The sequence below is a fragment of the Rathayibacter sp. AY1H2 genome (assembly GCF_002931985.1).
Taxonomy (GTDB): Bacteria; Actinomycetota; Actinomycetes; order Actinomycetales; family Microbacteriaceae; genus Rathayibacter.
The window spans coordinates 57,965-80,345 of record NZ_PSUV01000006.1; the positions used below are offsets into that span (position 1 = coordinate 57,965).

Consider the following 22,381-nt stretch of genomic DNA (forward strand, 5'->3'; position numbering starts at 1 on the left):
TACGGGGTCGGAGTCCCCCCAGCGTACTCGCGGCCCGCCCGCGCCGCGGTCCGGGGCACGCGCCCCCGTCGGGCTGGCGAGGGCCGCCCGGGAGGCGCTGCGCGTCCCGGGCGGCCTCCCTCGGGAGGAGAGGAGGAGCGTCAGCTCCGGCGGAGGCGCCAGGCGCCGACCGCGGCGGCGGCCAGCACGAGGACGACACCGAGCCAGGCCGACCAGCCGACGCCCGAGTCGAACGCCGCGCTCGCCGACGCGACGAGGCTCGCGGCGGAGTCGGCGGGCAGCTCGCCGGCGACCGAGACGGCGCCGCCGAGGGTCTCCCCGGCCCGCTGCGCCTGCGCGGCGTCGAGGCCCTCGGGCAGCACGACTCCCCCGCGGTACACGGCGGTGAGGACCGTGCCGAGCGTCGCGGTGCCGAGGACGGCACCGAGCTCGTAGGCGGTCTCGGAGACGGCGGAGGCCGCACCGGCCTTGTCGGCGGGCGCGTTGGCCAGGATCAGCTCGTTCGACACCGTCTCGGCCGCACCGATGCCCAGGCCGAGGAACGCGAAGGCGACGGCGACGGTGAGCGCGGACGCTCCTCCGGGCGCCCCGCTGCCGAGGGCCAGCAGGATGTACCCGACGGCCGAGACCAGCAGTCCGGCCGGGACGACGAGGCGCGGAGCGACGCGGCGCGCGATCGGCACAACGCCGAGCCCGGCCAGGATCATCACGGCGAGGCCCGGCACGAGCACGAGGCCCGCCTCCAGGGGCGAGAGCCCGACCACGAGCTGCAGGTGCTGCGAGAGGAAGAAGAGCCCGCCGACCAGCGCGGTGACGCTGAGGAGGTTGACCACGATCGCCGCACTGAACGAGCCGCGGCGGAAGAGCGAGAGATCGAGCATCGGCGAGGCCCGGCGCTGCTGGCGGCGGACGAACAGAACTCCCGAGACGACGCCCACGACGAGCGCCGCGACGCCGACCGCGTCGATCCCGTGCTCGGCGAAGGACTTCACCGCGTAGACGACCGGCGCCATGGTCGCCAGCGACAGCAGGATGCTGACCACGTCGACCGGGCCGGGCTGCGGGTCGCGCGACTCCGGCACCAGGATCGGCACCAGGACGACCAGCGGGAGCAGCACGGGCACCGCGAGCAGGAACACCGACCCCCAGGGGAAGTGCTCGAGCAGCACGCCGCCGACCAGCGGGCCGATGCCCGAGCCCACGGCGAAGCCGGTCGCCCAGATCGCGATCGCGAGGCGGCGCTGGTCGCGGTCGGGGAAGACGCTGCGCAGGAGCGAGAGCGTCGAGGGCATCAGCATCGCGCCGAAGAAGCCCAGTGCCGCGCGGGCGCCGATGAGCGCCGCGGCGGTGGGAGCGAACGCGGCCACGACCGAGACGGCGACGAAGCCGACCGCGCCGACCAGCAGGAGGCGCCGCCGCCCGACGCGGTCGCCGAGGCTGCCCATCGCCACCAGCAGGCCCGCGAGCACCAGCGGGTAGGCGTCGACGATCCACAGCAGCTCGGTGCCGGAGGGGCCCAGATCCTCGGCTATCGAGGGGAGCGCGAAGTTCAGCACCGTGTTGTCGACCGAGACCAGCAGCACCGGGAGCATCAGCACCGCGAGCGCCACCCAGGCGCGTCGCCCGACCCTGTCGGCGGCGCCGGCGGTGTCGTGGGTGGAGACGGGAGCGGTGCGCGCGGACACGGGGACGACCTTTCAGAGGAGAACGGAGCGAGTATACCGTCCAGCCGGTACAGTCGCCACTGATCCGCCGTAGGATGGTCGCCGTGCCTCCTGCCCCCGCCCGCGACCGCGTCCTCGACGCGTTCGAGCAGCTCCTCATCGAGCAGGGCGAGCGCGCCGCGACCCTCGACGCCGTCGCCCGCGAGGCCGGAGTCTCCAAGGGCGGGCTGCTCTACCACTTCCCCTCGAAGGACGCCCTCGTCGACGGGCTCCTGCAGCGCCTCGACGCGCGGCGGGAGGCGGACGTCGCGCAGAGCCTCGCTGCTCCCGAGGGCGTGGTCGCCTACCTGCTGCGCACCTCCTTCGCCGCAGACTCGGCCTTCGACCGCACGATCCTCGCCGTGTCGCGCATCGCGCAGGGGCACGACGAGCGCGCCAGCGGCGGCCTCGCGCGGATCCACGACAGCTGGAACGAGGTGGTCGCCGACGCCGTGGGCGACCCGCTCGTCGCCCGGGCGATCGTCCTGATGAGCGACGGGCTCTACTACAACTCCGCCCTGCTCCCCACGGGCTCGCCGTCGCGCGGCGAGGCCGAGGACGTCCTCGCGGTCGTCCAGCGCCTCCTCGGGAGCTGAGCCGCGCCGCCCCGGCGGACCCGCTACAGCTCGACGACCCCGTCGATCAGGGTCACCGTCGCGCCGCCGATCCAGATCGCGCCGTCCGTGCTCTCGACGCGCACGCGCCCGGCTCGGCCCAGCGCCGCCCCCTGGGCGGCCGTGTAGCGCTCGGGCAGCACGCCGCTGCCGATCAGCCACTGGGCGATCCCCGCGTTGAGGCTCCCCGTCACCGGGTCCTCGGACACACCGGCGTCGGGGATGAACGCCCGCACCTCGACCGCGCACTCGCCTCCCGCCGGATGCTCGCCCACGACGCCGACGGGGAGCCCGGCGAGGCGAGCCTGGTCCGGCCGCAGCGCGAGGACCTGCTCCGCCGACGCGAGCCGCACGGCCAGCCAGCCGGGACCGTTGTCGACCCACTCGTGGTCGAGGATCTCCGCGCGCGGGATCCGCAGAGCCGCGGCCACCCGCTCGAGCGTCGCCTCGTCGACCGGTCCGGTCCGCCGGCGGGGAGGGGCGGCGAAGGCGATGCCCTCCTCCGTCACCCGCAGTCGGACGAGACCCGCGGCGCACTCCTGCACGAGCTCCCCCGCCGCGCGGGCCGTCCCTCCGGCCGCGAGCCAGGCGTGCGCGCTCCCGAGGGTCGGGTGCCCGGCGAAGGGCAGCTCCCCGCCCGGCGTGAAGATCCGCAGCCGGTAGTCGGCCGCGGGGTCGCTCGGGCGGAGGAGGAAGGTCGTCTCGGAGAGGTTCGTCCAGCGCGCGAACTCCGCCATCGCGGCGTCGCCCACGCCGTCGCCGTCGACGACGACCGCCACCGGGTTGCCCCGGAACGGCGCGGCGCCGAAGACGTCGACCTGAGCGAACCGCCGGGTGCTCACTGCTCGGTGATGTCGATCTCCTGCATGAGGTCGGCGTCGATCGCGACGCGGACCTTCTCGAGCAGGCCGTCCGGGGCGGGGGAGTCGATGGTGATCACCGAGAGCGCCTTGCCGCCCGCCTCGGTGCGCGCGATCTGCATGCCCGCGATGTTGACCGCGGCGTCGCCGAACTCGCGGCCGTAGACCGCGACGATCCCGGGGCGGTCGACGTAGCTCATGACGACGAGGTGCTTCGCGAGGGGGACCTCGACGTCGTAGCCGTTGATCGCCACGATCTTCTCGACCTGCTTGGTGCCGGTCAGCGTGCCCGAGACCGAGATCTGCGAGCCGTCCGAGAGCGCGCCGCGCAGCGTGATCACGTTGCGGTACTCGTCCGAGACCGGCTCCGTGATCAGGCGCACCTCGATGCCGCGCTGCTCCGCGAGCACCGGCGCGTTGACGTAGGACACCGTCTCCGAGACCACGTTGGTGAACACGCCCTTGAGAGCCGCCAGCTTGAGGACCTTCACGTCGTAGCCGGCCAGCTCGCCGCGCACCTCGACGTCGATGGAGGTGACCGGCGAGTCCGCGAGGCCCGAGAAGACCTGGCCGAGCTTCTCGACCAGCGGGATGCCGGGGCGCACGTACTCGTCGATCACGCCGCCGGCGACGTTCACGGCGTCCGGCACGAGCTCGCCCGAGAGCGCCAGGCGCACCGAGCGGGCGACCGAGACGCCGGCCTTCTCCTGCGCCTCGTCGGTCGAGGCCCCGAGGTGCGGAGTGACGACCACGTTCTCGAGGGCGAGCAGCGGCGATCCGGTCGGCGGCTCCTTGACGAACACGTCGAGTCCGGCGCCGGCGATGGTCTTCGCGACGAGCGCGCGGTGCAGCGCGTCCTCGTCGATGAGGCCGCCGCGGGCCACGTTCACGATGAACGCCGACGGCTTCATCAGCGCCAGCTGATCGTCCGAGATCATGCCCGTCGTCTCGGGGGTCCTCGGCATGTGGATCGTGATGAAGTCGCTCTCGGCCAGCAGCTCCTCCAGGGAGAGGAGCGTGACGCCGAGCTGCTGCGCGCGGGCGCTGGTCACGTAGGGGTCGTAGGCGACGACGTTCACGCCGAAGGCCTGCAGGCGCGCGGTGATCAGCGCGCCGATGCGGCCGAGGCCGATGATGCCGACGGTCTTCTCGTAGAGCTCGACGCCCGTGTACTTCGAGCGCTTCCAGAGGCCCTGCGCGAGCGCGCTGTGAGCGGCGGGGATGTGGCGGGCGAGGCTCAGGATGTGACCGACGGTGAGCTCGGCGGCCGAGATGATGTTCGAGGTCGGCGCGTTCACGACCATGACGCCCGCGGCGGTCGCGGCGGTGATGTCGACGTTGTCCAGGCCCACACCGGCGCGGGCGATCACCTGGAGCGAGGGGGCCGCGGCGATCGCCTCCGCGTCGACCTGCGTCGCGGAGCGCACCAGGATCGCGTGCGCCGTGGCGAGGGCCTCGAGCAGCGCCGGGCGGTCGGTGCCGTCCACGGAGCGGATCTCGAAGTCGGGACCGAGCGCGTCCACGGTGGCGGGCGAGAGTTCTTCGGCGATCAGGACGACCGGCTTTGTCACGAGAGGCGCTTCCTTCGGAGAGGGGACGGAGCGGGCACCGAGGCGGGGGCGTCGGCAGCCCCCCGTCACTGTAGCGGAGGGGTGCGCGCGCCCCGCGCCGTGTGACGCCGCCGGTCAGCTCAGCGAGACCAGGCTCTCGACGCCGAGGACGAGCTGCACGTCGAGCGAGAGCGCCGCCGAGAGGCAGAGGGCCGCCGCGAGCAGTCCGACGCGCGCCGGGAGCCCCCGGCGGCGGCCGAGCAGGACGGCGGCGACGAAGCAGGCGACCGGCAGCACCAGGCCGAGCAGGAGCACCGCCCAGCCCGTCGGATCCAGGTCGGTGCCGAGGGAGGCCGCGTAGCTGCGCAGGCCGATCAGGTTGCCGACCGCCTCCCAGACGTCCCAGGCGAAGAAGAGCGCGAACACCACGGCGACGAGGACGGAGGCGGCCAGGCGCCGGCCGGGCCGGTCGCGCCGGCCGGTCCCGCCGAGGGTGGCCCGGGTCGAGTCGGTCATCAGGCCCCCTTGAGGAACGGCAGCGGAGCGAGGAGGACGAGTCCGGTGACCAGCCAGAGCACGCGGGTGCGCACCCGGGAGTCGCGGGTGGCGAGGAGCACCACGGCGAACCACACCGGCGGCGCCAGGACCGCCAGCCAGAGCCCGAGCGAGTAGAGGGCGCCGCCGAGCGCATCGCCCGCGAAGCCGGCCGCGGCGACCGGCGACTCCCGCGTCGCCGTGATCGCCCAGGCGATGGCGTACAGGAGGTAGAGGCCGGCCGCGATGCCCGCGGCGATCAGCAGAGCGGACGAGGACGCGGCCTCGTCGTCGGGGTCCTCGTCCTCGGAGTCGTCGTCGTCCGAGCCGTCGTCCGCCTGGCCCGCCCCCGCGACCGCGCGGGGCGTCCGGCGCACGCGCGCCGTCCCCGCGGCGAGCGTCGGGTCCGCGCCCTCGCCAGCCCACTCCAGGGCCTCGTCGTCGGCGTCGTCCTCCGGGCCGGCGTCCGGCCCGCGGTCCACCGGCGGGGTCGCCGCGTCGTCGTCCTCCGGGGAGCGGCCCGGTCCACCATCGATCACCGCAACACCCTAGCCGCGCGCACCTCGCAGGAGGCTCGGAGCCCGCCGCCGCCTCCCCGACACCCGGCGGACACCCCGCGTCCTCCCCCGGGGGCGAGGCTGAGCGGATGGACGACCGCCGCCGCCGCTTCGTCGCCCTCGGCGACTCCTTCACGGAGGGGGTCGGCGACCCGCACCCGCGCCTGCCGAACGGAGTGCGCGGCTGGGCCGACCGCGTCGCCGAGCGCCTGGCGAAGGCCGAGCCGGGCTGGGAGTACGCGAACCTCGCCGTCCGCTCGAAGCGCCTCGCCCAGATCACCGAGGACCAGCTCGCGCCCGCCCTCGCGCTCCGCCCCACCCTGATCACGCTGTACGCCGGCGGCAACGACATCCTCGACCTCGGCACCGACACCGTCGATCTGATCACCCGCTACGAGGCGCTCGTCGACGCGCTCGCGACCACCGGCGCCTCCCTCGTGCTCTTCACCGGCGTCGACATCCCGGGACTGCCCGCCCCGCGGATGTTCCTGCGCCGCAACCACCTCTACAACAGCGCCGTCCGCCGGATCGCCCGCGAGCGGGGCGCGATCCTCGTCGACTACTGGGCGATGCGGGAGTTCCACTCCCCCGTGCTCTGGTCGCCCGACCGGATGCACCTCTCCAAGCGCGGCCACCGCGTCCTGGCCGGCCGCGTGCTCGACACGCTCGGCGTGCCGCACACGATCTCGACCGGGCCCTGGGACGCCCCCGAGCCGCTCCGCCTCCGCGCACGGCTGCGCGAGCAGCGCCGCTGGGCCGCCGACTGGGTCCTCCCCCTCGTCGGCCGCAAGCTGCGCCGGGTCACGCTCGGCGACCACCTCTCGCCCCGGTGGCCGGACCCCGTCCTCGTCCCGCCGAAGGGCGGTCTCCGCCGTCTCGTCCGCGAGCTCGAGCGGTAGTCGCGCCCCGGACGCGGAGGAGCCCCGGCCCGGCGAGGGGATCCCGGTGGACGGGTCCCTCGTCGGGCCGGGGCTCCCCCGGTCGACGCGGTGCGACTAGCGCGCGACGCTGCCGTCGGTGTAGTCCTCGTCGGTCTGCTTCCAGGCGAAGAGCTTGCGCAGCTCGCGGCCGGTCTCCTCGATCGGGTGCTTCTCGCCCTTGGCGCGCAGCTCCTGGAACTCGGGTCCGCCCGCGTCCTGGTCGCCGATGAAGCGCTTCGCGAAGGCGCCGCTCTGGATGTCGCCGAGGACGGCCTTCATGTTCTCCTTCACGCGCGGGTCGATGACGCGCGGGCCGGAGACGTAGTCGCCGTACTCGGCGGTGTCGGAGACGCTCCAGCGCTGCTTGGCGATGCCGCCCTCCCACATGAGGTCGACGATGAGCTTGAGCTCGTGCAGCACCTCGAAGTAGGCGATCTCGGGCTGGTAGCCGGCCTCGACGAGGGTCTCGAAGCCGTACTGGACGAGCTGCGAGGTGCCGCCGCAGAGCACGGCCTGCTCGCCGAACAGGTCGGTCTCGGTCTCCTCGGTGAAGGTGGTCTTGATGACGCCGGCGCGGGTGCCGCCGATGGCCTTCGCGTAGGACTTCGCGGTCTCCCAGGCGGTGCCGGTCGCGTCGTTCTCGACGGCGATGATGTCCGGGATGCCGCGGCCGGCGACGAACTCGCGGCGCACGGTGTGGCCGGGGGCCTTCGGCGCGATGAGGATGACGTCGACGCCCGCGGGCGCCTCGATGTAGCCGAAGCGGATGTTGAAGCCGTGCGCGAAGGCGAGGGTCTTGCCCTCGGTCAGCGCGGAGGCGATCTGCTCGCTGTAGATCGCGCGCTGGTGCTGGTCTGGCGCGAGGATCATGATCAGGTCGGCCCAGGCCGCGGCGTCGGCGACGCTCTTGACCTCGAAGCCGTCGTCCTCGGCCTTGGCGGTCGACTTCGACCCCTCCTTCAGCGCGATGACGACCTGGACGCCGGAGTCGCGGAGGTTCTGCGCGTGCGCGTGGCCCTGCGAGCCGTAGCCGACGATCGCGACCTTCTTGGACTGGATGATGGAGAGGTCGGCGTCGGCGTCGTAGATGAGCTCGGTCACGTGGTGAGTCCTTTTCTGTAGTGGAGAGTTCGCGGTCAGTTCTTGAAGACGCGCTCGGTGATCGACTTGGAGCCGCGCCCGATGGCGAGCAGGCCCGACTGCGCGATCTCCTTGATGCCGTAGGGCTCGATCACCCGCAGGAACGCGTTGGTCTTGCCGGTGTCGCCGGTGACCTCGATCACCAGGGCGTCCGTTGCGACGTCGACCACGCGGGCGCGGAAGAGCGTGACGGCCTCGAGCACCTGCGAGCGCGTGACGTTGTCGACGCGGACCTTGACGAGCAGGTGCTCGCGCTGGACCGACTGGTCGGTGTCGAGCTCGACGATCTTGATCACGTTGACGAGCTTGTTGAGCTGCTTCGTGACCTGCTCGAGCGGCAGGTCCTCGACGTCCACGGCGACCGTGATGCGCGAGAGCCCGGCCAGCTCGGTCGGACCGACCGCCAGCGACTCGATGTTGAAGCCGCGGCGGGCGAACAGCCCGGCGACACGGGTGAGCAGTCCCGGCTTGTCCTCGACGAGCAGGGAGAGAACGTGGTGCGTCATGCGGGTCTACTCCTCGTCGTCCCAGGTCGGGCTGTGGTCTCGGGCGTACTGGACGTAGCTGTTGGAGACGCCCTGCGGGACCATCGGCCAGACCATGGAGTCGCGGCTGACGACGAAGTCGATCACCACGGGCCGGTCGTTGGTGGCGATGGCGAGGCGGATGGCGTCGTCGATCTCCTCCGGCTTCGTGACGCGGATGCCGAGCGCGCCGTAGGCGTCGGCGAGCTTCACGAAGTCGGGCACCCGGACGGTGTCGTGCCCCGTGTTGAGGTCGGTGTTGGAGTAGCGGCCCTCGTAGAACAGGGTCTGCCACTGGCGCACCATGCCGAGCGAGGAGTTGTTGATCACCGCGACCTTGATCGGGATGTCGTTGATCGTGCAGGTGGCGAGCTCCTGATTGGTCATCTGGAAGCAGCCGTCGCCGTCGATCGCCCACACGGTGCGCTCGGGCTCGCCGACCTTGGCGCCCATCGCCGCGGGCACGGAGTAGCCCATGGTGCCGGCGCCGCCGGAGTTCAGCCACGAGTTGGGGCGCTCGTACTTGATGAACTGCGCCGCCCACATCTGGTGCTGGCCGACGCCGGAGGCGAAGACGCCCTCGGGGCCGGTGATCTCGCCGATGCGCTTGATGACGTACTGCGGCGAGAGCAGGCCGTCGTTCGGCTCGGTGTAGCCGAGCGGGAACTCCGTCTGCAGGCCCTTGAGGTAGCTCCACCATTCGGAGGTGTCGGCGCGGCCGTCGGCGGAGGCGTTGGCGAACGCGTCGGTGAGGTCCGGGAGGACGTCCTTCAGGTCGCCCACGATCGGCACGTCGGCGGTGCGGATCTTGGAGATCTCGGCCGGATCGATGTCGACGTGCACGACCTTGGCGTGGGGCGCGAAGAGCGCCGCCTTGCCGGTCACGCGGTCGTCGAAGCGCGAGCCCAGCGCGAGGATCAGGTCCGCCTCCTGCAGCGCGAGCACCGCGGGGACGGTGCCGTGCATTCCGGGCATGCCCAGGTGCTGCTCGTGCGAGTCCGGGAACGCTCCGCGCGCCATCAGCGTGGTCACCACGGGAGCGCCGCAGGCCTCGGCGAACGCCTTCAGCTCGGCGGCCGCGCGGGCGCGGATGATGCCGCCGCCCACGTAGAGCACCGGCTTCCGCGACTCGACCAGCAGCTGGGCCGCGGCCTGGATCTGCTTGCCGTGGGCCTTCGTGACCGGACGGTAGCCGGGCAGGTCGATCTTCGGCGGCCAGAGGAACGGCGCCTGGTCCTGCTGCGCGTCCTTCGTGATGTCGACCAGCACGGGGCCGGGGCGGCCGGTGGTGGCGATCAGCGCAGCGGAGGCGAGGGCCGAGGGGATGTCCTCGGGACGCGTCACGAGGATGGAGTGCTTCGTGATCGGCATCGTGATGCCGACGATGTCCGCCTCCTGGAACGCGTCGGTCCCCATGAGCGTCGAGAACACCTGGCCGGTGATCGCGAGCATCGGGACCGAGTCCATGTAGGCGTCCGCGATCGCGGTGACCAGGTTGGTCGCTCCGGGGCCCGAGGTCGCGATGCAGACGCCGAGCCTGCCGGTCGCCGAGGCGTAGCCCTCGGCGGCGTGGCCGGCGCCCTGCTCGTGGCGGACCAGGATGTGCCGGATCTTCGAGGAGTCCATCAGCGGGTCGTAGACCGGGAGGATCGCGCCGCCGGGCAGGCCGAAGACGTCCTCGATCCCGAGCATCTCGAGCGAGCGGACGACCGCCTGCGCTCCGGTGAGGACCTCGGCCGCGGGGGCGGCCCCGGGAGCGTGGGCGGGTCGGGGTGGCTGGGGCGTCGGTGCGGGCTGCACGGCGGACGGATCCGGAGTCATGCGGGTGTCGATTCCTTCAGGAGGTGGTGCGGCGGCGGGCAGAGCCGGAGGCGAGTGCCCGGGAACGCGAGTGCGCGGCCGGCCGGAGCGGGCCGGGTCACCCGGTGACGGCGCCCTCGGCTGCCGAGCGGACGAGCTTGGCGTACTTGGCGAGGACACCGCGGGTGTAGCGCGGAGGGAGAGGGGCCCAGCCTTCTCGGCGGGCGGCGAGCTCGGACTCGTCGACGAGTAGGTCGATCGAGCGAGCGGCGATGTCGACCCGAATCGGGTCTCCGTCGCGAACGAATGCGATGGGACCTGCGTCCACCGATTCGGGAGCTATGTGGCCGATGCACAGGCCGGTTGTGCCGCCTGAGAATCGTCCGTCCGTCAACAGTAGTACATCTTTTCCGAGCCCGGCCCCCTTGATGGCGGCGGTGATGGCGAGCATCTCGCGCATGCCGGGGCCGCCCTTGGGGCCCTCGTAGCGGATGACCACCACGTCGCCCTTCTCGATCCGGCCCTCGGTCAGGGCGTCCATCGCGGCGCGCTCGCGCTCGAACACGCGGGCCGGACCCTCGAAGACGGAGGCGTCGAAGCCGGCGGTCTTGACGACCGCGCCCTCGGGGGCGAGCGAGCCCTTGAGGATGGTGAGCCCGCCGGTCGCGTGGATCGGGTTGTCGAGGGTGCGGATGACCTCGCCGTCCAGCGGCGCGATGTCCATCGCGGCGAGGTTCTCGGCGACCGTTCTCCCGGTGACCGTCAGGCAGTCGCCGTGGAGCAGCCCGGCGTCCAGGAGCGCCTTCATCACGGCCGGGACGCCGCCGTGGCGGTCGACGTCGTTCATGACGTACTTGCCGAAGGGCTTGAGGTCGCCGATGTGCGGGATCGTGTCGCCGATGCGGTTGAAGTCGTCGATCGTGAGGTCGACCTCGGCCTCGTTGGCGATCGCGAGCAGGTGCAGGATGACGTTGGTCGACCCGCCGAAGGCCATCGCCACCGCGATCGCGTTCTCGAACGCCTCCTTGGTGAGGATGTCGCGGGCCGTGGTGCCGTTGCGCAGCAGCTCGACGACGGCCTCGCCGGACTTGCGGGCGAAGTAGTCGCGGCGGCGGTCGGCGGCGGCGGGCGAGGCGGAGCCGGGCAGGCTCATGCCGAGCGCCTCGGCGACGCTGGCCATGGTGTTGGCGGTGTACATGCCGCCGCAGGATCCCTCGCCCGGGGCGAAGGCGCACTCGATGCGCTTGGCGTTCTCCTCGGACATGATCCCGGCCTTGACGCCGCCGACGGCCTCGAAGGAGTCGATGATCGTGATGTCCTTCTCGGTGCCGTCCGAGAGCTTGACCCAGCCCGGGGCGATCGAGCCGGCGTAGACGAACACGGCGGCGAGGTCGAGGCGGGCCGCGGCCATCAGCATGCCGGGCAGCGACTTGTCGCAGCCGGCCAGCATGACGGTGCCGTCCAGGCGCTCGGCCATCATCACGGTCTCGACGGAGTCGGCGATGACCTCGCGGGAGACGAGCGAGAAGTGCATGCCCTCGTGGCCCATCGAGATGCCGTCCGAGACGGAGATGGTGCCGAACTGGAGCGGGTAGCCGCCGCCGGAGTGCACGCCCTCCTTCGCGGAGCGCGCGAGGCGCTCGAGCGAGAGGTTGCAGGGGGTGATCTCGTTCCACGAGGACGCGATGCCGATCTGGGGCTTCTCCCAGTCGTCATCGCCCATCCCGACCGCCCGCAGCATCCCGCGCGACGTCGTGGCCTCGATGCCGTCCGTGACGGTGCGCGAGCGGGGCTTCCAATCGATTTCCGGCATGCGATGAGGCTACCGCCTCGCGCGCGGTGCCCCTGCTCGCCGGGCGGACCCGGACCGGCCCGCGCACCCGTCCCGGCCCCGGCCTCCGGCAGCGGCACCGGATGCGGACGTCCCCGCGGATCTCCGACCCGTCGCGAACGGCTGCTCCCCGCCTCGGCGGACGGCCGTCCTCGGCGAGTCGGCGATCCGGGACCCGCCGGCGCTGACCGCCGGGAGGGAGCTGCTACTCCGCGCGCAGGTCGGCGAGCATCCGGAGTGCGTGCGCGACCTGCTCGGGACCGCGGACCCGGTAGGAGGCCGCGGTGGTGCCCTCGCCGCTCTTGATGCCGACGTCGCCGGAGCCGAGGACCGCGAAGGCGTCCTCGTCCGTCACGTCGTCGCCCGCGTAGAGCACGGCGGTCGCGCCGGTGTAGCGGCGGAGGTGCTGCACGGCCTCGCCCTTGGTGGTCGAGCGGACCGAGAACTCCAGGACGTTCTTGCCCTCGCGGACGGTGACCCCCTGCACCTCGGCGCGCGCCTCGGAGAGGGCGACGACGTGGGCGACGCGGCTGTGGCGCTCGGTCGCGAGGCGGGTGTGCAGGGCGAAGCCGGCGGGCTTGACCTCGATCCAGACGTTGTCGATCCCGCGGGCGATGCCCTTCAGGACGTCCTCGAGCACTCCCACCTTCTCGAGCTCGTCGTCGTCGAGCCGGACCGCGTCCTCCTCGGGGTCGAGGCGGATCTCGATGCCGTGGGAGCCGACCAGCAGCGCCTCGTCCGGCAGCTGCGAGACCTCCTCCAGGCTCCCGAGCGCCCGGCCGGAGACCAGCGCGACCCGGGTGCCGGGGAGGGCGAGGAGCCGCAGCACGGCCTCGCGCGCCTCGGGGAGCGCCCGCGCGCGGGCGGGGTCGTCGACCTCGGGCGCGAGGGTGCCGTCGAAGTCGAGGGCCACCAGGAGCCGTTCGGTCGCGGCGAGCTCCCGCAGCGCCGCCGCGAGCCGCTCGGGCACTCCCTCGCTCATCGCGCGCCGCCGTCGAGCTCGCGGTCGTCGGTGGCCTCCCGCTCGAGCTCGGCCGCCTGTCCGTGGGCCGCGTCGTCGCGGTGCTCGGCCTCCTGGCCGTGCGGCGCCTCCTGCCCGCGGGCGGCGGGCCGCACGTCGAGCTGCTGGCCGGCCGCGTGCTCCGCGAGAGCGGAGAGGAACGACTCGGACCAGCGCGCCACGTCGTTCTCGAGCACGCGGCGACGGAGCGCGCGCATGCGCCGGGTGCGCTCGACGCGCGGCATCCGCGCCGAGGCCTCCATCGCGTCCTTCAGCCCCGAGATGTCGTGCGGGTTCACCTGCACGGCCTGCTTGAGCTCGTCGGCCGCTCCGGCGAACTCGCTCAGCACGAGCACGCCGTCGTTGTCGAAGCGGGACGCGACGTACTCCTTCGCGACGAGGTTCATCCCGTCGCGCAGGGCCGTCACGAGCATGACGTCGGCGGCGAGGTAGAGCGCCACCATCTCCTCGCGCGGGTAGCCGTGATGGAGGTAGCTGATCGCCGGGTGCCCGAGCGTGCTGTAGTCGCCGTTGATCCGGCCGACCTGCAGCTCGATGTCGTCGCGCAGCTGCCGGTAGGTGTCCACGCGCTCGCGGCTCGGGCTCGCGACCTGCACCAGCACCGCGTCCTCGGAGGTGAGGCGGCCGTCCGCCAGGAGCTCGCCGAAGGCCTTCAGGCGGTGGCCGATCCCCTTGGTGTAGTCGAGCCGGTCGACGCCGAGCATGATCGTCGCGGGGTTGCCCAGCTCGGCGCGGATCTCGGCGGCGCGGGCCTGGATCTCGGGGGTGCGCGCCATCGCCTCGAACGACGCGGAGTCGATCGAGATCGGGAAGTGCCGGGCGACGACCGGGCGCACGCTCGCCCCGCGCCGCGAGCGGTTGACGCGGCGGGTGCCGCCGACGGCCTCCTCCTCGACCGGGACCTCGACGACCGTGCTGCGGGTGTCGTAGCCGAGCAGGCGCCGGACCGCGCGGAGGAAGCTGCCCGCGTCTCCCTGGCGCTGGAAGCCGATCACGTCGGCGCCGAGCAGGCCCTCGACGATCTGCCGGCGCCACGGGAGCTGCGCGAAGATCCCGTAGGGCGGGAACGGGATGTGGTTGAAGAAGCCGATCGTGACGTCGGGCCGGAGCTCCCGCAGCATCTTGGGCACGAGCTGGAGCTGGTAGTCCTGCACCCAGACCACGCCGTCCTCCTCCGTCACGGCCGCGGCCGCCTCGGCGAAGCGCTGGTTGACCCGCACGTAGGCGTCCCACCAGTCGCGGTGGTAGGTCGGGGGCGCGATCACGTCGTGGTAGAGCGGCCACAGCGTGTCGTTCGAGAAGCCCTCGTAGTAGTCCTCGAGCTCCTGCGCGCTGAGGGCGACGGGGACGATCTGCACGCCGTTGTCGACGAACGGGGCGACCTCCTCGTCGGCCACGCCGGGCCAGCCGACCCAGGCGCCCTCGTTCGCGCGCATCACGGGCTCGAGCGCGGTGACCAGCCCGCCGGGCGAGGTCTTCCAGGAGGCGGTGCCGTCCTCGGCCACGACGCGGTCCACGGGGAGGCGGTTCGAGACGACCACGAACGCGTTGCGCTCGGTCCCTCCCGAGGTCCCGGCGTCGGTCCTGTCAGCGGCGGAGGAGGCGGAGGCGGAGTGCGGAGGAATGGTGGTCCCTTTTCGTCGGTCGAGCCGTCGTCGTGCCCGTCGAGGCTATCAGCCGGCCCCGCTCGGGGGACGGGGGGTCAGCCCTGCACGAGGGCGAGGGCGAGCGTCGCTCCGCCCACCGTCGGGACGACCGCGACGAGTCCGAGGAGCGCGTACTGGCGCCACGAGACGTGCACGCCCAGCGCGGTCAGCCTCTGGTGCCAGAGCAGGGTGGCGAGCGAGGCCCACGGGGTGATCAGCGGCCCGGCGTTCACGCCGATCAGCAGGGCGACCAGGCGGAGCGGATCCGCCGCGACGGGCTCGAGGGCGAGGTAGGCGGGCAGGTTGTCGACCAGGTTGGAGGCGACCGCGCCGGAGCCGGCGAGGCGCAGCAGGTCGAGCGTCCCGCTCCCCTCCCCCGCGACCACGGCGAGCGCCGCGCCCAGCCCGAGCTGGTGCGCCGCCTCCATCGCCACGAAGAGGCCCGACGCGAACACGACGAGCTGCCACGGCAGGAGGGCGGGCGTGAGCGCCGCGGGACGGCGCACCGCGAAGAGGACGATCAGCGCGACCGCGGCGACCGTCGCCGGGATCCACACCTCGAGGCCCGAGACGAGCGCCGGCAGGAGCAGCGCCACGACGGTCCCCGCGCCGACGAGCAGCACCCGGTCCTCCACCGGCGTCCGCTCCCCCGGGGTGTAGCGCCCGGCCAGCTCGCGCCGGTAGCGGATCGCGAGGATCAGCACGGGCACGACGGCCGCGACGAGCGCGGGCACCGCGGTCAGCGCGGCGAAGGCGAAGGGGCCCTCGACCCCCAGGCGCCGCTGCGCGAGCAGGTTGGTGAGGTTCGAGACGGGGAGGAGGAGGGAGGCGCAGTTCGCCAGCCAGACCGTGGCCATCGCGAACGGCAGGGGCGGGACGCGCACGTGCGCCGCGAGCAGGACCACGACCGGGGTCAGGAGCACGGCGGTCGTGTCGAGCGAGAGGAACACCGTGCTGACGACGGCCATCGCCACCACCAGCAGCCAGAGCACCGCGGTCCGCCCGCGGCCCCACTCGGCGGAGCGCTCGGCGACCACGGTGAAGACGCCGGCCTCGGAGGCCAGCTCGGCGACCACGGTCACCGCGACCACGAAGCCGAGGATCGGCGCCGTCCGCTCGACCAGCTCGCCCAGCGCGTCCATCGGGAGGACCCCCGTGACGACGGCCACCGCCCCGACGACGAGCAGCACCGCCCCGATCACAGCCGTGCGCATGTCGTTCCCGTTCTCCTCGGCGTGCCCCGGCTCGAGGATTCGGGTCCCGGCGGCGGTCCACCGTAGCGGGACAACCCCTCGGTGCTGTCAAGCGTTCCTCTGAGAGCTTTCGCACCCGCTAGCGTCGGGGTGAACACGGGAGGCACACGCATGCGCAAGTTCATCCTCAACTCCAGCGTCATCAGCGCGATCGTCGGCGGCTGGTCGATCCTGCAGACCACGCGCAAGGGCCCGCGCGACTGGCGCCTGGCCCTCCAGTGGGTCAGCTGGGCCATCTCGGTCACCGTCGCCCTGGGCTCCGTGTCCTACGACTCGAAGGAGATCGTCAAGGAGGAGCGCGGCAAGAAGCGCGACCGCTAGGCCCTCCTGATGCGCCGCCTCCCCGCGGGGCGGCGTGTCAGCCGGTCTCCCGACCCGATGGCGGCGACACTGTTCCCAGTCGCTGCCGGCACGGGAAACGGGGTTCGTCATGAGGTTTCGTCTGAGGCGTCGCAAGCCGGCCCCCGATGTCGTCGAGGAGGCCCCCGTCCTCACGCAGGACGAGCTCTTCGCCGTCGTCCACGAGCGCCTCGCGGCCTTCGTCGGATCCGAGGGCGCCTGGGTCGTCACGCGCCGCAGCCACGACGACCGCGACCCGATCTTCCACGGGATGCTCGCGCGCTCCCTCGCCCACGAGCTCTCCGCCGCCATCCAGGAGGAGCAGCTCCGCGCCGGCGCCGAGCGGACGTCGTCCCCGGTCACCGAGGCGATCCCCGTGATGCGCGCCTCGACTCCCCCGGTGGAGCCGGCCGCCCTCACCTGGGAGCCGAAGCCGATCGCCGTCTGGGCGGAGCCGGCCCCCGCCGACGTCGCCGCCGACGCCCCCGTCGCGACCCGCTCCTGACCCGAGCGGTCGGCCGGCGGGCTCGCCCTCCGGCCGACCCGACGAGCGACGTCGCCCTTCCCGCTGATCGAGGAGGCGGCACCGCCGCCGTCCCGAGATCCCCCGTAGCCGACCCTCCCCCGGCCGCCCGTCAGAGCGTCGGCCAGCTCCCGGGTCCCTCGCTGCCCGCCGGGTACTCGTCGAGCGGCACCCGGTCCGCGTGCCAGGCGTCGATCGCGGGCTGCACGATGCGCCAGCACTCCTCGGCGGCGTCCCCGCGGACCGAGAGCGACGGGTCGTCGTCGAGGATCCCCGAGATGACCTCGCCGTACGCCAGCAGCTCGCCCGCGCCGAAGGTCGCCTCCAGCGAGGCGCGCTCGAGCGTGTACGGGTCGCCGGGGCCGTTGATGTTCAGCTCGAGCGACATCTGGTCGGGCGCGAGGAACAGCCGCAGCACGGACGGCGCCTCGGTGCCCACGAAGCCGCGGGGCAGGTGCGGCACCGGCTTGAAGCGGATGACCACTTCGCGCCGCCGCTCCCCGAGCGCCTTGCCGGAGCGGAGGGTGAACGGCACGCCGGCCCAGCGCCAGGTGTCGATCTCGACGACCAGCTCGGCCAGCGTCTCGGTCCGGCGAGCGGGGTCCACGCCCTTCTCGTCCGCGTAGGCGGGCAGCTCGCGCCCGTCGATCGTCCCCGCCGTGTAGCGGGCGCGGCGCGAGCTCGCGGCGGGGTCGTCGCCGTGCAGGCGGGTGGCGCGCAGGACGATCGACTTCGCGTCCCGGAGGTCGGCCGCGTCGAGCGAGGACGGCGGCTCCATCGCGATCACCGCGAGGACCTGCAGCAGGTGGCTCTGGATCATGTCGGTCAGCGCGCCCGCGCCGTCGTAGTAGCTCGCCCGCCCCTCGAGGGCCAGCTGCTCGTCGTAGACGATCTCGACGCTCTCGATGTGCTCGGCCGACCACAGCGGCTCGAGGATCCGGTTCGCGAAGCGCAGGCCGAGCACGTTCATCACGGTCGCGCGGCCGAGGAAGTGGTCGACGCGGTGGATGCGGTCCTCGGGGACCAGCGCGGCGAGACGCTGGTTGAGGGCGTGCGCGCTCGCCTCGTCGGTCCCGAACGGCTTCTCCAACGCCAGCACGGTGCCCTCCGGCAGGTCGTGGGCGGCGAGCGCCTCGCAGGCCTTCGCCGCGATCGCCGGCGGGAGGGCGAAGTAGACCGCCACCGGACCGGCGCAGCTCGCGAGCAGTGCGGCGAGCGCCTCCGGATCGGTGACGTCGACCTGCTGGTAGCGCGTGCCGGAGGTGAGCGCGTCCACGCCCTCGCCCTGCGCCTCGACGGTGGCGAAGGAGGCGGTCAGCACCTCGTGCCAGTGCTCCTGGGTCCAGTCCTCGCGTCCCGCGCCGACGAGGTGGACCCGCCGGTCGGTCTCGCGGGTCAGCAGCTGGCCGACGGCGGGGAGGAGGAGCCGCGAGGACAGGTCCCCCGTCGCTCCGAGGATGAGCAGGGTCGAGACGGTCTGTGCCATGCGGCTCACCCTACGGCGGCGCTGAAGAGCCCCGCTCCGCCTTGACTGGGAGGCCACAGCCGCACCTGAGAGGATCGCCGCATGGTCTCCCCGATCGAGGACTACGCCGTCCTCTCCGACTGCCGCACGGCCGCTCTCGTCTCCCGCGACGGGGGGATCGACTGGCTGTGCCTGCCGCGCTTCGACTCCGCCTCCGTCTTCGGCGCCCTCCTCGGCGGCGACGACCAGGGGCGCTGGTCGCTCCGGCCGGTGGACGGGGAGGCGACGAGCGAGCGCCACTACCTCGGCGACACGCTCGCGCTGGTCACCCGGTGGACGACGCCCACCGGCGTCGTCGAGGTGGTCGACGTGATGCCGCTGCGCGACGAGCGCGCCGAGCTGGTGCGCCGGGTGCGCGGAGTGTCGGGGACCGTCCGGATGCGGCAGGAGCTGCGCATCCGCTTCGACTACGCCCGCACCATGCCGTGGGTGCGGCAGGAGGGGACGGACGAGGATCCGCTGCTCGTCGCCGTCGCCGGGCCCGACGCGGTCGTGGTGCGCGGAGTGCGGTTGAAGGCCGTCGACCACGCCCACGCGGCGGAGTTCGACGTCGACGCGGACGCGGTCGTCGACCTCTCGATGGCGTGGTTCCCCTCGCACCAGCGGGCGCCGAAGCGCCTCGACGTCGACCGCGCGCTGGAGCGCACGCTCTCCTGGTGGTCCGAGTGGGCGTCGGCGATCGACTACGACGGGCCGCACCGCGACGCCGTCGTCCGCTCGCTGCTGACCCTCCGCGCCCTGACCGACGACGAGACCGGCGGCATCGTCGCGGCGGCGACCACCTCGCTCCCGGAGCAGTTCGGCGGCGCCCGCAACTGGGACTACCGCTACGTCTGGCTCCGCGACGCCTCGCTCACCCTGCAGGCCCTGCTCGCGCACGGGTTCGAGCAGGAGGCGCAGAAGTGGCGGGCCTGGCTGCTCCGCGCGGTCGCGGGCGCGCCGGAGGACGTGCAGATCATGTACGGCCTCGCCGGCGAGCGCGACCTGCCCGAGCGGGAGATGCCGAGCCTACCCGGCTACGACGGCGCCTCCCCCGTGCGGATCGGGAACGCCGCCGTCGACCAGTACCAGGCGGACGTGATCGGCGAGGTGATGGTCGCTCTGCACGAGGCCCGCGTGGCCGGAGTGGACGAGACGGAGTTCTCCTGGCCGCTCCAGCGCGCGCTCCTGGGCTTCGTCGAGACCAACTGGCAGCGGCCGGACAACGGCATCTGGGAGATCCGGGGCGAGCCGCGGCACTTCACGCACTCGCGGGTCATGATCTGGGCCGCGCTCGATCGGGGCGTCCGCGCCGTGCGCGAGAACGGCCTGCCCGGTCCGGTCGAGACCTGGGAGCGCCTCCGCGACGAGGTGCGCGCCGAGATCGAGGCCCAGGGCTTCGACGCCGAGCGCGGCCACTTCGTGCAGTCCTACGGCTCGCCCGAGGTCGACGCGTCGCTCCTCGTGCTGCCGATGGTCGGCTTCGTCCCCGCCGACGACCCGCGGATGCTGGGCACCGTCGCCGAGCTGGAGCGCGTGCTCCTGCAGGACGGCCTGCTGCACCGCTACCGGACCGAGTCCTCGGTCGACGGCCTCGCCGGCGGCGAGCACCCGTTCCTCGCCTGCTCCTTCTGGCTCGTCCGGCAGTACGCCGACTCCGGCCGGATCGACGACGCGCGGACCCTGATGGACCGGCTCGTCGGGCTCTGCAACGACGTGGGCCTCCTCTCGGAGGAGTACGACGTCGAGGGCCGCCGGCACGCGGGGAACACTCCCCAGGCCCTCTCCCACCTCGCCCTGGTGCAGGCGGCCGACGCGATCGCGGCAGCCCGATGAGGCGCCGCCGCGTCGTTCTCGCGAGCATCGGCGGAGTCCTCGGAGTCGCGGTCCTCGGCTTCCTCACCTGGAGCTCGATCGTCAGCGGCCCCGACGAGGACGCCCTCGCCCGCGTGCGCGCCGATCCGGCGATCGCGGTCGAGCGCACGGACGACGCGCTCGTGATGACGCCGACCTCGACCGGTGAGCTGGCCGGCACGGGCCTGGTCTTCATCCCCGGAGCGAAGGTCGACGCCTCCTCCTACGAGGCGACCCTGGCTCCGCTGGTCGAGGCCGGGGCGACCGTCGTGATCACGCGGCCGATCCTGCACCTGGCCTTCTTCGATCTCCGCTCGCTCGAGACCTTCACCAGCCAGGCCGAGGGCGTCGACCGCTGGCTCGTCGGCGGCCACTCCCTCGGCGGCGTGAAGGCCTGCCAGTGGGCCGAGGACCCGGCGGTGGCGGGCCTGGTGCTGCTCGGCAGCTACTGCGCGAACGACCTCTCGGGCTCCGGGCTCCCCGTCCTCAGTGTCAGCGGATCGGAGGACGGGCTCAGCACGCCGGAGAAGGTCGCCGACGCGAGCGTCCGGCTGCCCTCCTCCGCCGACCTCGTCGAGATCGACGGCGCCAACCACGCCGACTTCGGCTGGTACGGGCCGCAGGCGGGCGACGGCGAGGCGACCATCAGCCACGAGGAGGCGGACGCCCGCATCGCCGAGGCCCTCCTGGGCTTCAGCCGCGAGGTCGGCTGAGTCGCCCGCTCCCGCTTGACCTCGAGCGCACTCGAAGTCGTAGGTTGACGCCATGTCCACCGCCACCGCCGCCCCGGCCGAGCCGGAGGTGCTGTCGATCTCGCAGGTCGCCGCCGTCACCGGTCTCACCGTGCACACCCTGCGCTACTACGAGCGCGCCGGGCTCATGCTCGACCCGGTCGAGCGCGCCTCGTCGCAGCACCGCCGCTACCGGCCGGCCGACGTCGGCTGGGTCGACTTCCTCACCAAGCTCCGCGCGACCGGGATGCCGATCGCGAGGATCCGCGAGTACGCCCGGCTCCTCCGGATCGGGCCCGCCACGGAGCCGGAGCGCCTCGCGCTGCTCCGGACGCACCGCGAGGAGGTCGAGGCGCAGCTCGCCCGGACACACGCCAGCCTCGCCGCGATCGACATCAAGATCGCGGCGTACCAGGAGAGGACCACCCACTGATGAAGACGATCACCCTCGGATCCGACGTCGCCGCTCTCGAGGTCTCGCGCCTCGGTCTCGGCGCGATGGGCATGTCGGCGTTCTACACCGGCGCCGGCACCGACGACGCGGAGTCGATCCGCACCGTGCACCGCGCCCTCGAGCTCGGCGTCACGTTCCTCGACACCGCCGAGATCTACGGCCCGTACACCAACGAGGAGCTGCTCGGCCGCGCGCTGGCAGGCCGCCGCGACGAGGTGGTGCTGGCGAGCAAGTTCGGCATGATCCGCCACCGCGGCGACGGGGGCCGCGGACTCGACGGCTCCCCGGAGAACCTGCGGCTCGCCGTCGAGGGCTCGCTCGCGCGCCTCGGCACCGACCGCATCGACCTCTACTACCAGCACCGCATGGACCCGGGCGTCCCGGTCGAGGAGACCGCCGGGGCCTTCGCGGAGCTGATCCAGGAGGGCAAGCTCCGCGGCTACGGCCTCTCGGAGGCGGCGCCAGCGACGATCCGGCGCGCTCACGCCGTGCACCCGGTCACCGCTGTGCAGTCCGAGTACTCGCTCTGGACCCGCGACCCCGAGGCGGAGGTGCTGCCGGTCCTCCGCGAGCTCGGCATCGGCTTCGTCCCGTACTCGCCGCTGGGCCGCGGCTTCCTCACGGGCAGCATCCGCTCGGTCGCCGAGCTGGGCAGCGACGACTTCCGCCGCGACAACCCCCGCTTCGCCGACGGAGCGCTGGAGGCGAACCTCCGCATCGTGGAGGCCGTCGACCGGGTGGCGGCAGAGGCGGACGCGACCGCCGCACAGGTGGCGCTCGCCTGGCTGCTCGCCCAGGGCGAGGACATCGCTCCGATCCCGGGCACCAAGCGCGTCTCGCGCATCGAGGAGAACGCCGCCGCGGACGCCCTCGTGCTGACCGCGGAGCAGCTCGACGTCCTCGGCTCGCTCGAGGCCCCCGTCGGCGACCGCTACGCCGACATGAGCTCCGTGAACCGCTGACCGCCCTGCGGGACGCCGCTCGCCGCGCGCACCCCGGGTGCGGCCGTGCGAGCGGCGTCCT

21 protein-coding genes are annotated in these 22,381 nt (G+C 73.1%); 8 read left to right on the forward strand and 13 right to left on the reverse strand.

Features of this window, described 5'->3' with window-relative positions:
- Nucleotides 1-140: 140 nt before the first annotated feature.
- Entirely contained in the window at nt 141-1,685 is a 1,545-nt protein-coding gene (locus C5C29_RS06425; protein ID WP_258062258.1) for an MFS transporter, read from the reverse strand.
- Nucleotides 1,686-1,759: 74 nt separating this feature from the next.
- Between C5C29_RS06425 and C5C29_RS06430 the strand changes: the two genes are divergently transcribed.
- On the forward strand, nt 1,760-2,299 hold the full coding sequence (locus C5C29_RS06430; RefSeq protein WP_104239274.1) for a TetR/AcrR family transcriptional regulator: 540 nt from the start codon (nt 1,760-1,762) through the stop codon (nt 2,297-2,299).
- A 23-nt stretch (nt 2,300-2,322) separates the two neighbouring features.
- Here the strand turns inward: C5C29_RS06430 and C5C29_RS06435 are convergent, their stop codons facing one another.
- The 4 genes from C5C29_RS06435 to C5C29_RS06450 form a co-directional block, all read right to left on the reverse strand.
- On the reverse strand, nt 2,323-3,159 hold the full coding sequence (locus C5C29_RS06435; protein ID WP_104223534.1) for a PhzF family phenazine biosynthesis protein: 837 nt from the start codon (nt 3,157-3,159) through the stop codon (nt 2,323-2,325).
- On the reverse strand, nt 3,156-4,748 hold the full coding sequence (gene serA, locus C5C29_RS06440; RefSeq protein WP_104223535.1) for a phosphoglycerate dehydrogenase: 1,593 nt from the start codon (nt 4,746-4,748) through the stop codon (nt 3,156-3,158). Before serA ends, C5C29_RS06435 begins: the two co-directional genes overlap by 4 nt.
- A gap of 114 nt (nt 4,749-4,862) precedes the next feature.
- The gene (locus tag C5C29_RS06445) at nt 4,863-5,243 is read right to left on the reverse strand and encodes a hypothetical protein (RefSeq protein WP_104223536.1); all 381 of its coding nucleotides are present in this window, start codon (nt 5,241-5,243) and stop codon (nt 4,863-4,865) included.
- Nucleotides 5,243-5,800: a hypothetical protein gene (locus tag C5C29_RS06450; RefSeq protein WP_104223537.1), complete on the reverse strand. Its 558-nt coding sequence runs from the start codon at nt 5,798-5,800 to the stop codon at nt 5,243-5,245. The genes C5C29_RS06445 and C5C29_RS06450 overlap by 1 nt, the downstream gene beginning before the upstream one ends.
- 107 nt (nt 5,801-5,907) lie before the next feature.
- On the opposite strand from C5C29_RS06450, the gene C5C29_RS06455 reads away from it, so the two are divergent.
- Nucleotides 5,908-6,717: an SGNH/GDSL hydrolase family protein gene (locus C5C29_RS06455; RefSeq protein ID WP_104223538.1), complete on the forward strand. Its 810-nt coding sequence runs from the start codon at nt 5,908-5,910 to the stop codon at nt 6,715-6,717.
- 96 nt (nt 6,718-6,813) lie between these two features.
- Here C5C29_RS06455 and ilvC read toward each other — a convergent pair whose 3' ends face one another.
- From ilvC to C5C29_RS06490, 7 genes are all read right to left on the reverse strand, one after another.
- Nucleotides 6,814-7,839: a ketol-acid reductoisomerase gene (ilvC, locus tag C5C29_RS06460; protein ID WP_104223539.1), complete on the reverse strand. Its 1,026-nt coding sequence runs from the start codon at nt 7,837-7,839 to the stop codon at nt 6,814-6,816.
- A gap of 35 nt (nt 7,840-7,874) precedes the next feature.
- A complete protein-coding gene (ilvN, locus tag C5C29_RS06465; RefSeq protein WP_104223540.1) occupies nt 7,875-8,384 on the reverse strand; it encodes an acetolactate synthase small subunit in 510 nt (169 codons plus the stop codon).
- Nucleotides 8,385-8,390: 6 nt separating this feature from the next.
- Nucleotides 8,391-10,223, reverse strand: coding sequence for an acetolactate synthase large subunit (locus C5C29_RS06470; RefSeq protein ID WP_104223541.1), 1,833 nt, complete (start codon nt 10,221-10,223; stop codon nt 8,391-8,393).
- A gap of 97 nt (nt 10,224-10,320) precedes the next feature.
- Nucleotides 10,321-12,015: a dihydroxy-acid dehydratase gene (gene ilvD / locus C5C29_RS06475; protein WP_104223542.1), complete on the reverse strand. Its 1,695-nt coding sequence runs from the start codon at nt 12,013-12,015 to the stop codon at nt 10,321-10,323.
- Between the two features lie 223 nt (nt 12,016-12,238).
- Nucleotides 12,239-13,015: a trehalose-phosphatase gene (otsB, locus tag C5C29_RS06480; protein ID WP_104223543.1), complete on the reverse strand. Its 777-nt coding sequence runs from the start codon at nt 13,013-13,015 to the stop codon at nt 12,239-12,241.
- Nucleotides 13,012-14,595, reverse strand: a complete 1,584-nt coding sequence (locus C5C29_RS06485) for a trehalose-6-phosphate synthase (protein WP_104223544.1) — start codon at nt 14,593-14,595, stop codon at nt 13,012-13,014. The genes otsB and C5C29_RS06485 overlap by 4 nt, the downstream gene beginning before the upstream one ends.
- Nucleotides 14,596-14,756: 161 nt before the next feature.
- Nucleotides 14,757-15,914: an SLC13 family permease gene (locus C5C29_RS06490; protein WP_104223545.1), complete on the reverse strand. Its 1,158-nt coding sequence runs from the start codon at nt 15,912-15,914 to the stop codon at nt 14,757-14,759.
- Between the two features lie 150 nt (nt 15,915-16,064).
- Between C5C29_RS06490 and C5C29_RS06495 the strand changes: the two genes are divergently transcribed.
- Both C5C29_RS06495 and C5C29_RS06500 read left to right on the forward strand, forming a co-directional pair.
- Nucleotides 16,065-16,274: a hypothetical protein gene (locus C5C29_RS06495; protein ID WP_104223546.1), complete on the forward strand. Its 210-nt coding sequence runs from the start codon at nt 16,065-16,067 to the stop codon at nt 16,272-16,274.
- A gap of 109 nt (nt 16,275-16,383) precedes the next feature.
- A complete protein-coding gene (locus C5C29_RS06500; RefSeq protein WP_104223547.1) occupies nt 16,384-16,797 on the forward strand; it encodes a hypothetical protein in 414 nt (137 codons plus the stop codon).
- Nucleotides 16,798-16,927: 130 nt separating this feature from the next.
- Here C5C29_RS06500 and C5C29_RS06505 read toward each other — a convergent pair whose 3' ends face one another.
- Nucleotides 16,928-18,301 (reverse strand): glucose-6-phosphate dehydrogenase, encoded by a 1,374-nt coding sequence (locus C5C29_RS06505; protein WP_181065465.1) that lies wholly within the window; start codon nt 18,299-18,301, stop codon nt 16,928-16,930.
- Nucleotides 18,302-18,382: 81 nt separating this feature from the next.
- Here C5C29_RS06505 and C5C29_RS06510 point away from each other — a divergent pair, with 81 nt between their 5' ends.
- Genes C5C29_RS06510 through C5C29_RS06525 form a run of 4 tightly spaced genes read left to right on the forward strand, consistent with a single transcriptional unit; the run spans nt 18,383 to nt 22,320 of the window.
- On the forward strand, nt 18,383-20,155 hold the full coding sequence (locus tag C5C29_RS06510; RefSeq protein ID WP_104223549.1) for a glycoside hydrolase family 15 protein: 1,773 nt from the start codon (nt 18,383-18,385) through the stop codon (nt 20,153-20,155).
- Nucleotides 20,152-20,886: an alpha/beta hydrolase gene (locus C5C29_RS06515; protein WP_104223550.1), complete on the forward strand. Its 735-nt coding sequence runs from the start codon at nt 20,152-20,154 to the stop codon at nt 20,884-20,886. The genes C5C29_RS06510 and C5C29_RS06515 overlap by 4 nt, the downstream gene beginning before the upstream one ends.
- Before the next feature lie 52 nt (nt 20,887-20,938).
- A complete protein-coding gene (locus C5C29_RS06520; protein ID WP_104223551.1) occupies nt 20,939-21,337 on the forward strand; it encodes a MerR family transcriptional regulator in 399 nt (132 codons plus the stop codon).
- Nucleotides 21,337-22,320, forward strand: coding sequence for an aldo/keto reductase (locus C5C29_RS06525; RefSeq protein ID WP_104223552.1), 984 nt, complete (start codon nt 21,337-21,339; stop codon nt 22,318-22,320). The genes C5C29_RS06520 and C5C29_RS06525 overlap by 1 nt, the downstream gene beginning before the upstream one ends.
- Nucleotides 22,321-22,381 lie beyond the last annotated feature (61 nt).

Bases quoted from the DNA above. Each gene is read 5' to 3' on its own strand.
- C5C29_RS06500 (WP_104223547.1), top strand. From the start codon at position 16,384: ATGAGGTTTCGTCTGAGGCGTCGCAAGCCGGCCCCCGATGTCGTCGAG.
- C5C29_RS06505 (WP_181065465.1), bottom strand. From the start codon at position 18,301: ATGGCACAGACCGTCTCGACCCTGCTCATCCTCGGAGCGACGGGGGAC.
- C5C29_RS06520 (WP_104223551.1), top strand. From the start codon at position 20,939: ATGTCCACCGCCACCGCCGCCCCGGCCGAGCCGGAGGTGCTGTCGATC.
- C5C29_RS06490 (WP_104223545.1), bottom strand. From the start codon at position 15,914: ATGCGCACGGCTGTGATCGGGGCGGTGCTGCTCGTCGTCGGGGCGGTG.
- C5C29_RS06510 (WP_104223549.1), top strand. From the start codon at position 18,383: ATGGTCTCCCCGATCGAGGACTACGCCGTCCTCTCCGACTGCCGCACG.
- ilvD (WP_104223542.1), bottom strand. From the start codon at position 12,015: ATGCCGGAAATCGATTGGAAGCCCCGCTCGCGCACCGTCACGGACGGC.
- C5C29_RS06495 (WP_104223546.1), top strand. From the start codon at position 16,065: ATGCGCAAGTTCATCCTCAACTCCAGCGTCATCAGCGCGATCGTCGGC.
- C5C29_RS06455 (WP_104223538.1), top strand. From the start codon at position 5,908: ATGGACGACCGCCGCCGCCGCTTCGTCGCCCTCGGCGACTCCTTCACG.
- ilvN (WP_104223540.1), bottom strand. From the start codon at position 8,384: ATGACGCACCACGTTCTCTCCCTGCTCGTCGAGGACAAGCCGGGACTG.
- C5C29_RS06430 (WP_104239274.1), top strand. From the start codon at position 1,760: ATGGTCGCCGTGCCTCCTGCCCCCGCCCGCGACCGCGTCCTCGACGCG.
- C5C29_RS06525 (WP_104223552.1), top strand. From the start codon at position 21,337: ATGAAGACGATCACCCTCGGATCCGACGTCGCCGCTCTCGAGGTCTCG.
- C5C29_RS06470 (WP_104223541.1), bottom strand. From the start codon at position 10,223: ATGACTCCGGATCCGTCCGCCGTGCAGCCCGCACCGACGCCCCAGCCA.
- otsB (WP_104223543.1), bottom strand. From the start codon at position 13,015: ATGAGCGAGGGAGTGCCCGAGCGGCTCGCGGCGGCGCTGCGGGAGCTC.
- C5C29_RS06515 (WP_104223550.1), top strand. From the start codon at position 20,152: ATGAGGCGCCGCCGCGTCGTTCTCGCGAGCATCGGCGGAGTCCTCGGA.
- C5C29_RS06445 (WP_104223536.1), bottom strand. From the start codon at position 5,243: ATGACCGACTCGACCCGGGCCACCCTCGGCGGGACCGGCCGGCGCGAC.